Origin of the sequence: Rhodoligotrophos appendicifer (genome assembly GCF_007474605.1) — a bacterium.
Classification (GTDB): Bacteria; Pseudomonadota; Alphaproteobacteria; order Rhizobiales; family Im1; genus Rhodoligotrophos; species Rhodoligotrophos appendicifer.
On record NZ_VHKL01000009.1, the window covers coordinates 302,803 to 317,194 of the forward strand.

At 61.9% G+C, this 14,392-nt stretch carries 12 protein-coding genes; 4 read left to right on the forward strand and 8 right to left on the reverse strand.

What is annotated here, in order from left to right; genetic code table 11:
* Positions 1–4: 4 nt before the first annotated feature.
* Together arsC and FKM97_RS20480 are read right to left on the reverse strand one after the other, a co-directional pair.
* Positions 5–352, reverse strand: coding sequence for an arsenate reductase (glutaredoxin) (gene arsC, locus FKM97_RS20475; RefSeq protein ID WP_144294277.1), 348 nt, complete (start codon positions 350–352; stop codon positions 5–7).
* Positions 353–355: 3 nt separating this feature from the next.
* Positions 356–1,426, reverse strand: coding sequence for a quinone-dependent dihydroorotate dehydrogenase (locus FKM97_RS20480; RefSeq protein ID WP_144294278.1), 1,071 nt, complete (start codon positions 1,424–1,426; stop codon positions 356–358).
* Between the two features lie 223 nt (positions 1,427–1,649).
* On the opposite strand from FKM97_RS20480, the gene FKM97_RS20485 reads away from it, so the two are divergent.
* Positions 1,650–2,294 carry a S24 family peptidase gene (locus FKM97_RS20485; RefSeq protein WP_144294279.1) on the forward strand — a complete coding sequence of 215 codons (645 nt, stop codon included), beginning with the start codon at positions 1,650–1,652 and terminating at the stop codon, positions 2,292–2,294.
* Positions 2,295–2,381: 87 nt separating this feature from the next.
* Here FKM97_RS20485 and FKM97_RS20490 read toward each other — a convergent pair whose 3' ends face one another.
* From FKM97_RS20490 to parA, 3 genes are all read right to left on the reverse strand, one after another.
* Entirely contained in the window at positions 2,382–3,995 is a 1,614-nt protein-coding gene (locus FKM97_RS20490) for a lysine--tRNA ligase (RefSeq protein WP_246105184.1), read from the reverse strand.
* 36 nt (positions 3,996–4,031) lie between these two features.
* Entirely contained in the window at positions 4,032–5,786 is a 1,755-nt protein-coding gene (locus FKM97_RS20495) for a cation:proton antiporter domain-containing protein (protein WP_428977926.1), read from the reverse strand.
* A gap of 137 nt (positions 5,787–5,923) precedes the next feature.
* On the reverse strand, positions 5,924–6,580 hold the full coding sequence (gene parA / locus FKM97_RS20500) for a ParA family partition ATPase (RefSeq protein ID WP_144294280.1): 657 nt from the start codon (positions 6,578–6,580) through the stop codon (positions 5,924–5,926).
* Between parA and FKM97_RS20505 the strand changes: the two genes are divergently transcribed.
* Positions 6,564–9,488 (forward strand): ATP-dependent DNA helicase, encoded by a 2,925-nt coding sequence (locus FKM97_RS20505; RefSeq protein ID WP_144294281.1) that lies wholly within the window; start codon positions 6,564–6,566, stop codon positions 9,486–9,488. The two genes, parA and FKM97_RS20505, sit on opposite strands and share 17 nt — an antisense overlap.
* A 48-nt stretch (positions 9,489–9,536) precedes the next feature.
* Complete coding sequence (locus tag FKM97_RS20510) at positions 9,537–9,947, forward strand: tellurite resistance TerB family protein (protein ID WP_144294282.1); 411 nt, start codon at positions 9,537–9,539, stop codon at positions 9,945–9,947.
* A 10-nt stretch (positions 9,948–9,957) separates the two neighbouring features.
* Here the strand turns inward: FKM97_RS20510 and FKM97_RS20515 are convergent, their stop codons facing one another.
* Entirely contained in the window at positions 9,958–10,983 is a 1,026-nt protein-coding gene (locus tag FKM97_RS20515; protein ID WP_170241031.1) for a transporter substrate-binding domain-containing protein, read from the reverse strand.
* 176 nt (positions 10,984–11,159) lie between these two features.
* On the opposite strand from FKM97_RS20515, the gene FKM97_RS20520 reads away from it, so the two are divergent.
* Positions 11,160–13,001 carry a glycosyltransferase gene (locus FKM97_RS20520; protein WP_144294284.1) on the forward strand — a complete coding sequence of 614 codons (1,842 nt, stop codon included), beginning with the start codon at positions 11,160–11,162 and terminating at the stop codon, positions 12,999–13,001.
* Here FKM97_RS20520 and FKM97_RS20525 read toward each other — a convergent pair whose 3' ends face one another.
* Both FKM97_RS20525 and FKM97_RS20530 read right to left on the reverse strand, forming a co-directional pair.
* The gene (locus FKM97_RS20525; protein WP_144294285.1) at positions 13,002–13,694 is read right to left on the reverse strand and encodes a TIGR00266 family protein; all 693 of its coding nucleotides are present in this window, start codon (positions 13,692–13,694) and stop codon (positions 13,002–13,004) included.
* 98 nt (positions 13,695–13,792) lie between these two features.
* Positions 13,793–14,224: a hypothetical protein gene (locus FKM97_RS20530; protein WP_144294286.1), complete on the reverse strand. Its 432-nt coding sequence runs from the start codon at positions 14,222–14,224 to the stop codon at positions 13,793–13,795.
* Positions 14,225–14,392: the final 168 nt, after the last annotated feature.

Sequence of the window (14,392 nt, forward strand, 5' to 3'; positions counted from 1 at the left end):
GGCTCTAAAGGATTGAAAGAACCGCTTCGGGCGGTCGTCCGATGGCTGCCTGACCATTGGCAGTCACGATGGGCCGTTGGAGCAGGATCGGGTTAGCACTCAGCGCATGCATCAGCTCCTGATCGCTGAGCTCCGGATTATCCAACCCAAGCTCCTGATAAGGCGTCTCCTGCCGGCGAATGAGGTCCCGTGGCGTCTTGTTGAGCTTCTTGAGAATATCCGTGAGAATGGCTTCTGCCGGGGGTGTTTTCAGATATTCGACGATTTGCGGATGGATGCCGCGATCCTCCAGCAGCTTCAGGGTCTCGCGGGACTTCGCGCAGCGAGGGTTGTGATAGATGACGACGCTCATGCTCTACGCCTCTCTGTTTGCCCAGCCACCGGCGTCGGATCCGGTTGCATCCGCCATGCTCCGCAATCCGTGGGCCTGCACATAACGCACGAACCCCTGTTTGATTTCCGTTATGAGCGCCGGGCCCTTATAGATGAGCCCCGTATAGAGCTGTACAAGTGTGGCGCCGGCTTTGATTTTCTCGATGGCGGTCTCCGCGGATGTGATCCCGCCCACGCCGATCAGCGGGATCTTCCCCCCCGTGGCGAGGTAAACTCTCGCCAGCGCCCGCGTTGAGCGGACAAAGAGCGGCGCGCCGGACAGGCCGCCCGTTTCTCTCGCATGGGTGGAGCGCAGAGCAGGCCGCGTGATCGTCGTGTTCGAGACGATCATGCCGTCCACGCCCAGCTTCAAGCAGGCGGCCGACACGTCCTGAAGGTCGTCATCTGTAAGATCCGGAGAGATCTTCAGCAGAATCGGCACAACTGCACCGCTCTCATGCCGCGCCTCCAAAACCCTCTCCAACAGTTCTACGAGGGCTGCCGTTGCTTGCAGGTCTCGCAGTCCAGGCGTATTAGGCGAAGAAATATTTATGGTTAAATAGCGGGAATACGCGGCAAACCTCCTAACTCCAAGAACATAGTCATCAATCCGATCCTTTGAATCCTTATTGGCGCCAATATTCACCCCTACGAGGGTTTCTGGACTGAGCGATTTGATCGCCTCGAAAGCTGCGGCATGACCTTTATTGTTAAAGCCGAGTCTGTTGATGACCGCATTGTCTTCGCGAAGCCGAAAGATCCTGGGTTTGGGATTTCCCTCCTGCGCCTTTGGGGTAACCGTTCCGACCTCGGCAAAGCCGAAGCCCAGGGCGGTCATGGCGCGCGCCACTTCGGCATTTTTGTCGAAACCGGCCGCAATACCGACTGGGTTTGGGAAGGACAGGCCGAAGGTTGTCACGCCAAGGACCGGATGATCGACCGGTGGCCGGCCCAGCGACGCTGCCTTGAGCATGGCGATCGTGAGCTTATGCGCAGATTCGGGATCGAGCCGCTGCAGCACGCTGTTGAAAAGGGGGAACAAAGTCTCACGCATCTTGGGTTTTAGCTCGCGTCTCAGGCGCAGAAATCATGGGGGGCGTCCTCGTTTAACGTAAAGGTTGTTTTTACATAAAAATTCACGCATTTGTTGCATATGCCGGATCCATTCTCCGGCGTGCCTTTGTCGCGGGCAATGTCCGCGCCCTAGGCAATGATGACGCTTGTACTTGTCTGTTTTTGAGATGTCATTTCGGACGTTTTTGACGAGAGAATAGAGTATGTTTTTGCATAATCACATTTGGTCGGCCATCGATGAACTGGCGGCCCGTAGTAAATTATCCGCATCAGGTTTGGCCAAGAGTTCCGGTCTCGATCCAACGACCTTTAACAAGTCTAAGCGTTTTACTGCGGACGGGCGTCCACGCTGGCCGACCACGGAGAGCGTGTCGAAGATTCTGCGGGCGACCAACTCCAACATCATGGAATTTGCAATGTTGGTGAATGGCCAGGGGGGCTGCACGTCTCCCAACAGCCCGATCATCCCGTTGATTGGTTTGAACCAGGTCGATTCGCCCGGATACTTCGATGACAAGGGGCTCCCCAGTGGGGGACATTGGGACGCCTTGGCCTTTCCGGGCCTGAAGGACGATCGTGTCTTCGCATTGGAGATCAGCGGTGATGATCTCGCCCCGATCTATCGGGATGGCGATGTGATCGTCGTCTCGCCAAACGCATCGTTGCGGCGGGGGGATCGTATCGTGGGCAAGAGCCGCGAGGGCGGCGTGATCATCAAGACGCTCCATCGCCGGACGGCGCGGGTGATCGAGCTTCTGCCCTTTGCCCTGGATGCTGAAGATGACGTGGTCGTCTTCAATGTGGAAGATCTGGAGTGGATCGGCCGCATTGTGTGGGCCAGTCAGTAAGCCGGCGCGCCCGTAATCAAACCAGCCGTATTCCAGAATGAATGCTTTGGCCCCGCACCGTGAGTTGGCGGGGCCAGGGAACCTTCATCACCCGAGCTTTCCTGAGAGCGCGGCGGCAATCAACGCCCGCGTCTCGGCGACGCCATAAAGGGCGACGAACGATCCGAACCGCGGCCCCTGCTCCTGACCCAGAAGCACCTCGTACAGGGCCTTGAACCAGTCCCGCAACGTCTCAAATCCCGCGTCCTTGCCCACCTCGTAGAGCATTTCCTGGATCGCTTCGGCGCTGGCTGTCGGTTCGCATGTCGCCAGGCGCTGTTCCAGCGCCTCCAATGCCCGCCTTTCCAGGTCGCTCGGTGCGCGGAAGGATTTATTCGGCCGCACGAAATCATGGAAATACTGAATCGCGTAATCCACGAGCCGGTCGAATTCTGCATGGGCCTCGGGCGATGCATCCGGTGCATAGCGCCGGACGAACCCCCACAACACGTCGCGGTCGGAGGAATTCGACGCGCTGACCAGATTCAGCAGCAAGGCGAAGCTGATGGGAAGATTGGAGGCTGGTGGCTCACCGGAATGGATGTGCCACACCGGATTACCGAGCTTTTCCTTGAGATCCTGCTCCGGATACTTTCCCAGGAAGGTGAAATACTCGTCCACCGCCTTCGGAATGACGTCGAAGTAAAGCCGCTTCGCCTTGCGCGGCGACTGGAACATGTAGAGTTGCAGGCTGTCGGGACTGGCATAGCGCAGCCATTCGTCGATGGTCAGTCCGTTCCCCTTCGACTTGGAGATCTTTTGCCCCATCTCGTCGAGGAACAGCTCGTAATTGAAGCCATCCGGGGGCTCTCCGCCCAAGACCGAGCAAATCCGGCTGGAGAGTTTGACCGAATCGATCAGATCCTTCCCCGACATTTCGTAATCCACGCCCAGCGCATACCAGCGCATGGCCCAGTCCGCCTTCCATTGCAACTTGCACTGGCCGCCGGTTACCGGCTGCTCGACGAGTTCCCCGGTCTCGGGATCCTTGTACACGATCGTGCCCGCATCGACCTTTCGCTCCTCGATGGGCACCTGCAGCACATGGCCGGTCCGCGGTGAAATCGGCAGGAAAGGTGAATAGCTCTGCTGCCGCTCTTCCCGCAGCGAAGGCAGCATGATGGCCATGACCTCGTCATAGCATTCGAGCACCCTCAGCAGAGCCTGATCGAAGAGCCCGGAGCGATAGCACTCGGTCGCACTGAAGAAATCATACTCGAAGCCGAATTGATCGAGAAACGCCCTCAGCATGGCATTGTTGTGCTGACCGAAGCTCTCGAACTTCCCGAAGGGATCCGGCACCTTCGTCAGGGGCTGGTTCAGATAGGGTCTGATCAGCTCCTTGTTCGGCACGTTGTCCGGGATTTTCCTCAACCCGTCCAGATCGTCCGAAAAGCAGATGAGCCGGGTTGGAAGATCCGACATCAGGGAGAATGCGTGCCGCACCATGGTTGTTCGCGCCACCTCGCCAAAGGTGCCGATATGGGGCAAGCCCGAAGGGCCGTAGCCCGTTTCGAACAGGATCTCGGACTTTCCGAGCTTCTTGGCGCGCTCCAAGAGCTTTCGAGCTTCCTCGAAAGGCCAGGCCTTGCTGGCCAGTGCAGCGTCGACGAGCTCAGGATCACGTATCACGGAAGTCACGATCTCAAGGGGTTGCATCATTGGAGCGGCGGACCCTAGGAGTGAAGCGCGTTCGCGTCAACTCGCGGTGTCCGCTGCCACCTCCCCGCCTACGCGGTCTCCCCGTCCCTCGTTCATGAGGCGCCGCTTCGCTGCCATGGCGTCGAACTGCGCCTTGAGCTGAGGATGGCGTGCAATGAATTGCCGGAAATCCCGCACCGAAAGGGTCAGAAATTGGCAGTAGTCGGTTGCGGTCACGTCGGCCGTCCGCCGCGTTCCGCTCAACAGCGCCATTTCCCCGAAAAAGTCTCCCGGCCCCAACTTGATCGTTTTGTCGCCCACCGACACTTGCACGCTTCCCGACGAGATGAAGTACATGGCGTCGGCTCGGTCCCCCACCCGGATGATTTTTTTGCCTGGCTCCGCCGATCGTGGCTTGAACAGCATCAGCAGTTCCTGCCGCTTTTCGGGATCCAGGCCGGCAAAGATCGGGAACTTCTCGACCATCTGCTGCGCCTGCAGGCCGCGCTCGTTCTCCCGGGATTCTGCCGCTCGACGCACCTCGTTCAATTCCTGGGTCAAGGCCTTCATTTGGGTGGCGCCGAACTCCTGCGCTTGCCCCCCTATGCTCTTGAGCATCGCCGTGACCGCAGCGAAAACGAGCGGATTGAGCATGATCGATAGCAGCGCACCGGACAGGATCAGGTCGCGCCCCTCCACCGGCAGAAGGCCAAGTCCGATGCCGAGTCCCACCAGGATGAACGAGAACTCACCGATCTGAGCGAGGCTGGCCGAGACAGTCAAGGCGGTCGACATGGGAAAACGCAAGGCAAGCACGATGGCGAACGCGACGAGTGACTTTCCGAGGATGATCAGGGCGACGACCATGAGAACCTTGAGCGGCTCGCGCATCAGGATCGACGGGTCGAAGAGCATGCCGACGGAAACGAAGAAGAGCACTGCGAAGGCATCTTGGAGCGGTAACGAATCCGCAGCGGCCCTGTGGCTGAACTGCGACTCGCTCAAGACCACCCCGGCAAAGAAGGCGCCCAGGGCGAAAGAGACGCCGAAGACGGCAGCCGATCCAAAAGCGATGCCAAGTGCGATCGCCAGGACCGAGAGAGTGAACAGCTCGCGCGAGCCCGTTCGCGCGACCTGTCTCAGGATCCAGGGCACCACCTTGGGCCCCAACGCCATCGCCAGTACGACGAAAGCTGCGACCTTGGCGATTGTAATCCCCAGGCTGAGCGCCAGCCCCATGTCGCTCGCGGCGGGCGCATGATCGGCGCCGGTCGCCGCATGCCCGCCAAGCACCTCGGCGAACGCGGGCAGGAGGACGAGCGCCATGACCATCGCAAGATCTTCGACGATGAGCCAGCCAATGGCGATCCGCCCGTTGGGCGTGTCGATGGTGTTCCTCTCCTCGAGGGCGCGCAGCAGCACCACCGTGCTGGCGACCGAAAGACTCAGCCCGAAAACGAGCCCCGCCCCGAGGCTCCATCCCCAGAGCCAGGCGACCCCGACTCCCATCAGGGTTGCGATGCAGATCTGCCCGACCGCTCCTGGGATCGCGATCCACCTCACGGCCATGAGCGCCGATGCCGAGAAATGGAGGCCCACGCCGAACATCAGCAGGATCACGCCCATCTCCGCCAACTGGCCGGCGAGGCCGGAATCGGCGATGTACCCGGGTGTGAAGGGGCCGATGGCGACCCCGGCGACCAGGTAGCCCACGAGAGGCGGGAGTCTCAGCCTGTCGGCCAGAAAACCGAAGATGAATGCAAACACGAAGCCGATGGCCAGCATCGCAATGAGAGCGGTCTCGTGCGGCAAGGGATCTCCTTATCGCCAGGCGGCGCTGTTAACGTCGGGGGTCACGGCGCCGATGTGGCTGGAATGCGGCCACTGGATGTAAAATACGGTGAAACATACCTCGGTGACGTTACGCAACCCCTATTGCACGCTTGTGTCTAAGGTTGTGCACCGTCGGCCGCGACAAGGTGATCGATGACCTCTAACGCGACCGCCTGCAGCTCGGCGCTTCCCTTGCTGCCTGGCTCTCTCTCGAGCAGGGTGCTGCCCTCCCCCATGCTGGCCGCAAACCCCACTCTGTTTCCGATCGTGTTTGAGGCCGCCGGATGCCCGAACTCCGCCATCGCTGCGGCCATCTCGCCCGTCAGGGACACTCGTGACAGCACGCGATTGAGGATCAGCAAGGAGGGCACTTGCACTTGGCCGATCAAGTCCAGCGTCGGCTTTGTCGCCCACAGATCGACATGTGTCGGTTGGATCGGCACCACCACGAGATTTGCGGTCTCGATTGCTGACTTCGCCTCCACATCAGACTTCGGCGGAGTGTCGACGACCACGATGTCGAAGTCCCGCGCCAAGGCTCGCGCCGCGCGCCGCGCCCCCCACCCGCTTGCTGTGCGGAAGCTGAGACCGGCATCGTCAGCCATCCGCCGCTCGCGCGCCTCGAACCATTCTCCGAGGCTTCCCTGCGGATCGACATCGACAATTGCGACCCTGAGTCCCTGCAGATGAAAGGCCACCGCGAGATGCGCAGCGATTGTCGTTTTTCCAGATCCGCCTTTCTGCTGGGCCAGCGTGATGATCCTGCCTGTCAACGCTCATACCTCGACGCGTGAAAACCCTTACCGAATCCTCTACACTATCCGCCGAATGTCTCACAAAGCCCATCACACTTCCGCCGGCCTCGTCACCGACGCCATTGAGGCATTGCCTGCGGCAGCCCTTGAACGGGCGGGCCTTGCCATTGCATCATCCGGCGATGTCCTGGAAATGACATCTGCAGCCTTGGGTCTCGAGCGATTGGCCGACGGCCCGCATTTGCTCTGCCACGCCGTCTTCATTGCCAACAGACTCAAGATCATGTCCGGGGCGGACCGGTCTGCCGCCCGGGGAGCACTTTTGCAGCCGCATTATGATGTGGCGGAATTGTTCGCGTTTGTTCATCCGGCGCGCTTCGCCCTCCCCACGCCTGCGGGCCTGGCGCGCGCCCTCCAGCTGGACGATGCGGCCTCGCCCGCAACCCTGTTGCGCGACATTGCGCGGACCCTACTCGCAAGTCTCGTCCAGGAGGCCCGGCTTCACTCGACCCGGGAGCTTGCCGAGCAGGCCCAGTTTCTGGCCCGCAGCATGTGGCCCTGGGCTCCCCTGGTTCTCCACGCCGTCTCCTCTGGCGGCAACTCTGTCGAGCCGTCCCCGTTTCTCACGGGCCTGAATGTCTGGGATCGCCTCTCTGAATGGGAGGATGAGGGGCCGCGCCCGCAGCCCGATACCAAGCCGATCCAGGCGCAGGACGCCGATGCCGAGCTCCTTCGCGCCCTGGGTCGCGACAGCGAGCCTCGGCCGGCTCAACGCGAATACTGCGCACGCACCGTCACGGCCTTCGCGCCGCGCACGAGCCGTCATGAAAATCACATCCTGCTGGCCGAAGCCGGCACCGGCCTGGGCAAGACCCTGGGCTATCTCGCACCCTCCGCCGTGTGGGCTCGCACCAATGGCGGGACCGTATGGATTTCCACCTACACGAAGAACCTGCAACGCCAGCTCGAACAGGAAACCCAGCGCCTCTATCCCGATCCAGCGGAGCGCCGCCGCAAAGTCGTCATTCGCAAGGGTCGCGAGAATTACCTGTGCCTCCTGAACCTGCAGGAGCGTCTCGGCCAGATGAGCGGCAATCCGCGTGGCAATCTCCTCGCGGTCCTGATCGTGCGCTGGGTGCGCGCCAGCCGCGACGGCGACATGATCGGCGGTGACTTCCCCGCCTGGCTGATGTCCCTCTTTGCCGATCAGGAAACGGAACGGGCGCCGTCCCCCTTGGCGCTCGGCCTGACGGACCGGCGCGGCGAGTGCATCTATGCCTCCTGCGCGCATTATCGCAAATGTTTCATAGAGAAGGCGACCCGCGCCGCTCGCAAGGCCGAGATCGTCATCGGCAACCACGCCCTGGTCATGGCCCAGGCGGCCCAGGACCAGCTGTTGGGATCCTCCCAGACGGCCGAGGAGCAGACGTCGACCGGTACGATCCGCCGCCTTGTCTTCGATGAAGGACACCACGTCTTCGACGCCGCCGACAACGCCTTTGCTGCCCATTTGACGGCTCTTGAAGCAACCGAGCTTCGTCGCTGGCTCCGCGGCGGCGAGATGCGCGGACGGCGGGGGCGCAGCCTGACCGATCGGATTGGCGATCTGATCTCCGACGACGAGTCCCGGACGGAGGAACTCCTGCACGCCGTTGTGGAGGCGGCTAGCCGCTTGCCTGGCCCGGGCTGGCAACGCCGCATCCAGGCCGGCATGCCGGAGGGCGAGGCGGAGACATTCCTGGCTCTGGTCCGCGAACAGGTGCTGGCTCGCTCCGACGCTGCCGGCACCTATATGCTTGAGACCGGCTGCCGTCCCGCAATCACCGGTATGGCGGACGCTGCCGCCGGTTTGGCCGCCGCTCTTCAGGAACTCGCAGCACCCATGCAGGCATTGGCCAAGGCGCTGATGGCCCGCCTGTCGGACGAGGCCCGAACCTTGGAGAGCGCCGAGCGGTCACGCATTGAATCGGTCGCGCGCGGGCTTCGCCAACGCTCCGAGATCACCCTTGCCGCCTGGCTCGACATGCTCGATCGCCTCGCTGCCGACGAGCCCCGCGGCTTCGTTGAATGGTTCGCCATCGAACACAGCTTTGGCCGCGAGGCCGATGTCGGCATGTACCGCCACTGGATCGATCCCACCATCCCGCTCGCCTCGATTGTGCTGGAATCCGTGGATGGTGCCGTCATCACCTCCGCCACCCTGCGCGATCGCCTTCCCGATGTTCCAGAGGACTGGGCCAGCGCCGAGATGCGGACCGGCGTTACGCATCTGGCCTACCCCATCTCACGCTCTGGCCACGAGAGCCCTTATGACTATCCGAGTCAGGCGAAGATCCTGGTCGTGAACGACGTCAATCGTGAGGACCGCGATCAGGTGGCGGCCGCCTATCGCGAGCTTTTCCTGGCTGCGGGTGGGGGAGCCCTTGGCCTCTTCACCGCGATTTCGCGCCTCCGGGAGATTTATAAGCGCATCGCCGGGCCGCTGGGCGCCGAGGGGCTCTCTCTCTTCGCTCAGCATGTCGATCCCATGGACACCGGCACGCTCGTCGACCTCTTCCGAGCCGAGCGCAACGGCTGCCTCCTCGGCACGGATGCCGTTCGCGATGGAGTGGACGTCCCCGGTGACGCCCTCCGTCTCATCGTGCTGGAGCGTGTGCCCTGGCCGCAGCCATCCATCCTCGAGCGCGCCCGTCGCAATGCCTTTGGCGGAAATGCCTATCAGGACATGATCGTTCGCCTGCGCTTGCGTCAGGCCTTTGGTCGGCTGATCCGGCGCGCCGACGACCGGGGTGTCTTCACCATTCTCGATCCGCGCCTTGCCTCGCGCTTCCTCACCGCATTCCCCCCCGGCGTTGAAATTCGTCGCCTGGGTCTGGTGGATGCAATCGAGGTCATCGAAGCTTTTCTGCCCAAGCCACCTTGCTGATGGCTCCGTCCCCCATTAGGGTTCGCCTCACCTCGCGTTGGAGTTTGCATGAGCACCATTAATCCGCATCAGGCCCTCATCTACCTCATGGTGACCATGTCGGCAGTCGACCGCCGCATGGGGGACCGTGAGCTCAGCTGGATCGGAGCGATTGTTCAGCGCTTTCCCGTGTTCCGCGGCTTCGACCCGGAACGCCTTGTCTACATCGCTCAAGAAGCCGGCGAGCTGCTGAGCAGCGATGAGGGCCTGCGCACCCTTCTGGCCTTGGTCAAGGAAGCACTGCCCCATCATTTGCGCGAGACCGCCTATGCGGTTGCAGTGGAGATTGCCGCCTCTGACCTTCAATTGCCGAAGGAGGAGATCAGGCTGCTGCAAATCATCCGAGATACTCTGAACCTGGACAAGCTCTCCTGCGCCGCCATCGAACGATCGGCGATCGCCCGCTATGCCGTGCTCTGAGGGCTTGAGCTCAATACAATGTGGCGGGAAGATATTTCTTCAGCAGTGAATCATAGGCTCCGCTGGCCTTGACCTGATCGAGTGCATATTCGAATCCGGTTCGCAAGGGAGTGTCGCCTCTCCGCACGGCGATCCCGGCGCCGCTGCCGAAGAACATGGCTTCGGTAAAGGCCCCATGGGCAAGTCTGCAGCAGTCCTGTGAAGCGCGCCCGAGTGTCCAGAACATCAGCGATGCGCCATCGCCGAAAGTGGCATCGACCTGTTCCGTTCGCAGAGCCTCCAGCGCCTGGGCATCGGTATCATAAAGCCTGATGATCGAGTTCGGGAAGAAGGCGCTGAGATAAGCCTCATGTGCCGAGCCTCTCACGACGGCGATGCGCTTACGCGACAGGGTCTCCGCATCTGCGACATCGATTCTCCCGTCGCTTCTGACGACGAAGCGCGCCGGATTTCTGAAATACGGCTTGGTGAAATCCACATTCTCCAACGCTGCCGGCGCAATTCGTAAGGAGGCGATGACCGCGTCACCCGTGCCGTTCTGCAGGGCCGGAATGAGATCCTCCCAAGCCATGGCTGTCACGGTGCACCGCACGCGCAACACGACGCAGACGGCGCGCCCGAGATCGACGTTGAAGCCGGTCGCGACGCCGTTTTCATCCAGATAGTTGAACGGCGGGTAATCGTTGCCCACCAGGAGCTTGATCGGCTCCCTCTGGGTGAGGTCGGGCCTCGTCGCAGCCGGGTTGAGGCGCCAGACCTGCGGTGTGCCGTCGGTCGTCGACGCGCCCGCTGCAGGCTTGGCCGCCTTGGACGTGGCGGCAGCCCGGTCGCTTTTGGCCCGCCCCTCGTCTGCGGGCTTGGGATCCTCTATGACGTCCGGCGTGGAGGGGGGAGTCTCCGTCTTTGCAGCCGGGGCCGGGGCGGTCAGGGAGGGCAGTTCCTGCCGCTCGACCTCGACCTCCTGGGCCAGCGCAGGCGCCGTCGAGCCAAGCGCCATCATCAGCGCTGCGACCAGAACCCGATACGTTCGCGTCATAGTGGATAACTTCTCCATGCCTCTGACTTTTGCACGAGCCGGCTTCCTCGCGCCAGAATTTCGTGATGAGATGATCGAGAAAGCGAAGGCCGGGGGGCTCAGCCATCATCGACAATGTTTTTTCGCTTCGGCCGACAGGACCGAAGAAGCAGTCGCATGCTGCTTTGAACTTAGCGGTGCTTGACGTCACATCCGATCCTGCCGAAGAACTCGATCGCCAGCTTGGTCGCATCCTGTTCGAGCGGGGGGCTCTGGCGGCTGGCGATCTCGCGGCCGCCTTCAGCCTGGCGGAAACGGCCGATGTTCCGCTCGGCCAGGTCCTTCTCGCGGAAGGGTTTGTGACGCAGGAATCATTGATCTCCGCCTTGCAGCAAGTCACCGGTCTTCCGCGTGCGGGCGAGCTCGCTCTCCGCACCGCGCTGTCGAGCCTCTCCACCGATACCGCCCAGGATGTCTTGATGACCGGCTATCTGCCATCCTCGGTCAGTTCGGAGGCGACCTTCCATGTCTCGGCCGACCCGGCTCCGTGGCGTGGGCCGGGGCTTGGAATGTTGGTCGCGAGCCTGACCACGCCGGACGATCTGCGCGCTGCGGTGATCGACATCTGGGGCCCGGCCATTTTGCGCCAGTCGCGAAACCACCTTGCTGAGACCTGGCCGGATCTTTCCGCCCACCGGCGTTTTTCGCCCCCTCAATCCCACGCCATGGCCGCTTTTGCCATCTTGGCCATCGCCCTCATTGGTGCAGCACCCGCCTGGGCTGGGACGCTCGCGACGCTCGTCTTGTGCGCGACCTTTCTCTCCGTCATCGCTCTGAAGGCCTGGGCCATGATCCATGATCGCCCATCCGCACATCGGATCCCCCCGATCCGGCTGAAGGACCGCGATCTTCCGGTCTACAGCATCCTGGTGCCGGTCTTCCGCGAGGCGGACGTTCTGGAGGATTTGGTCGTTTCTCTGCTGGCCATCGATTATCCCGCGGCCAAGCTCGACATCAAGATCATCCTGGAGGAGGAGGACCGGGAGACGCGCAAGGCCGTTGAGGCCATTGAGCTCCCGGGCTGCTTCGAGATCATCGTGGTGCCGCGTCTCCTGCCCCAGACCAAACCCAAGGCCCTCAATTATGCCCTTCGCTTCATCCGGGGCAGCTTTGTCGTCATCTACGACGCCGAGGATCGCCCGGAACCTGACCAGTTGCGGCTGGCAATTGCCCGCTTCCAGGAGGCTGGACCGGCAACGGCTTGCCTCCAGGGGCGCTTGTCATTCTTCAATCCCGATGAGAATTGGCTGACGCGCCAGTTTACGATCGAATACGCGACTCTGTTCGACCTGCTTCTGCCTGTCCTCGCGCGGTTCAACCTGCCGATCCCCTTGGGCGGCACCTCCAATCACTTCCGGGTCGAAGTGCTTCGGGAGGCAGGGGCTTGGGATCCGTTCAACGTAACCGAGGATGCCGATCTCGGCGTGAGGATGGCGCGACTGGGCTATCGCATCGGGGTGATCCCAAGCACGACCTATGAGGAGGCCAACTGCCGCCCGGGCAACTGGATGCGCCAGCGATCCCGCTGGATCAAAGGCTGGATCCAGACCTGGTTCGTCCATATGCGCTCGCCCCGGCGGCTCTGGTCTGAACTGGGGCCTGCAGGGTTCCTGGCCTTCCAGGTCATGAGCGCAGGCATCATCCTGTCCGGCCTGCTGCATCCCGTATTCACGATCGCGCTGATCTGGAAGCTTGCCTCCAGCGATGCCACCACATCCGGTCTCAACGGCGCAGAGATCGCTCTGGCCACGCTATCGGTGGTCGTCTTCACCTCCGGCTTGTCCGTCGCGATCTTCTCCGGCCTGATGGCCTTGTCGAACAGGCCGGATCTGAGGTTTCTGCGGTTCGCGCTGATGCTGACGCCCGTCTATTGGCTCATGATCTCCGCCGGTGCCTGGTTCGCGCTTTGGGAGTTTATCCGCCGTCCCTTCCATTGGCAGAAGACCCGCCACGGGCTCTCCAGGCAGCGCGCCCCATGATCAATGGGGCCGGGGAAGATAGGGCTCCACCGCGTGAGCGAGATTGCCCGGCGTGAGCGACTGCAGCCAGACCCGCCCGGGCCCGGACAAACGAGCCAGGAACAGCCCGTCGCCGCCGAATGCGATGGTCTTGATTCCGCGCAACGTGGTGATCTCGAAGCCGACCCCCTCCTCGAACATGCCGACATGGCCCGGATGCACCAGCAGGTCCTGCCCCGGCTCGAGCGTATAGCTGACCAGCTCGCCACCCAGTTCGACCCATGCCTTCGCCGTGCCGGAGAGCCGTTGCAGAATGAAGCCGTCACCGCCGAACAGCCCCGACCCGAGGCTTTGCTGGAACCCGGTCGCGAGTTCCACGCCATGAGTGCCCGCGACGAAACCGTGCCGATGGATCATGTAGGATCGCCCGGGGCTGACCTCGACCTCTGTAAATGTTCCCGGCAGCTTGGCAGCCATCGCGACGAAGCCGCGGCCTCCCTGGGCCGTGAACTCTGTCATGAAGAGCCCGCCGCCGCCCAGGGCACGCCCGACGGCACCCCACAGGCCGCTGGATCCGCCGGTGGCCGTCGTCGTGTTGAGGCTGATATTCCCCGACATCCAGGAGAGCTGATCCGGAGCCGCGACGATCTTGTCGCCCGGCTCCAGCGTCAGCTCGAGCACGGGCAGGTTCGTTCCGATGATCTTTGACTGCATGGTCGGCACCCTTTGGACACGATATGGCTTTTCAGCCGTATAGTGACTTCGGGAAGCCTGATCTTCAATCTGGCAGAGGACTTAGTCTGAATCGACTGTTAGGAAACCGGCACACCCTTATGCGGCTTCGGCGGCAGGCTTCCGGGGCTGATCGGTGTCATCGGCACCTGGAAGGCCCCTGGATACTGGTTCATTGCGCCCGTCGCCGCATCGACACCAAGCCCGATCACGCCGCCGAACACGAGATTGCCGGCCGTCCAGCCTTCGAAATTCGAAGGAATGAGAGACACGGCCGTCTGATACCCTGGTGCGTTGCACTGGATGTCGATGGCACTCTTGCTGCGTGAGACCGTGACGACACCGGGCGTGACGACGCTCCATTTTCCTTCGGAACTTGAAAGGTCGCATTGCGCGCCGGAAACGGGTGGTGTGGCGATGGCGATGGACTGGGTCGTTCCGTTGACGATGGTCGCGCAGCCGGACACACTGAGCCCCAAGGCGAGGAGCCCTAAAAACTTCACTACTGTCATGATAACCCCCAAAAGACAGCGAAATCTGTTGCACGCCGTTTGGCTTGAGGCAATCTCGGACCTTTATCCTTTGACTGTAGACACTTATGTTTTTATACAACCAAAGTATACTTGGTCGACTGAAGTTGTTGTAAAATATTGTTTTTGCGTGAGGAATTTAGTCCGACG

Bases quoted from the DNA above. Each gene is read 5' to 3' on its own strand.
- FKM97_RS20515 (WP_170241031.1), bottom strand. From the start codon at position 10,983: ATGACGCGAACGTATCGGGTTCTGGTCGCAGCGCTGATGATGGCGCTT.
- FKM97_RS20505 (WP_144294281.1), top strand. From the start codon at position 6,564: ATGATCCTGCCTGTCAACGCTCATACCTCGACGCGTGAAAACCCTTAC.
- arsC (WP_144294277.1), bottom strand. From the start codon at position 352: ATGAGCGTCGTCATCTATCACAACCCTCGCTGCGCGAAGTCCCGCGAG.
- FKM97_RS20530 (WP_144294286.1), bottom strand. From the start codon at position 14,224: ATGACAGTAGTGAAGTTTTTAGGGCTCCTCGCCTTGGGGCTCAGTGTG.
- FKM97_RS20510 (WP_144294282.1), top strand. From the start codon at position 9,537: ATGAGCACCATTAATCCGCATCAGGCCCTCATCTACCTCATGGTGACC.
- FKM97_RS20525 (WP_144294285.1), bottom strand. From the start codon at position 13,694: ATGCAGTCAAAGATCATCGGAACGAACCTGCCCGTGCTCGAGCTGACG.
- FKM97_RS20485 (WP_144294279.1), top strand. From the start codon at position 1,650: ATGTTTTTGCATAATCACATTTGGTCGGCCATCGATGAACTGGCGGCC.
- FKM97_RS20480 (WP_144294278.1), bottom strand. From the start codon at position 1,426: ATGCGTGAGACTTTGTTCCCCCTTTTCAACAGCGTGCTGCAGCGGCTC.
- FKM97_RS20490 (WP_246105184.1), bottom strand. From the start codon at position 3,995: ATGATGCAACCCCTTGAGATCGTGACTTCCGTGATACGTGATCCTGAG.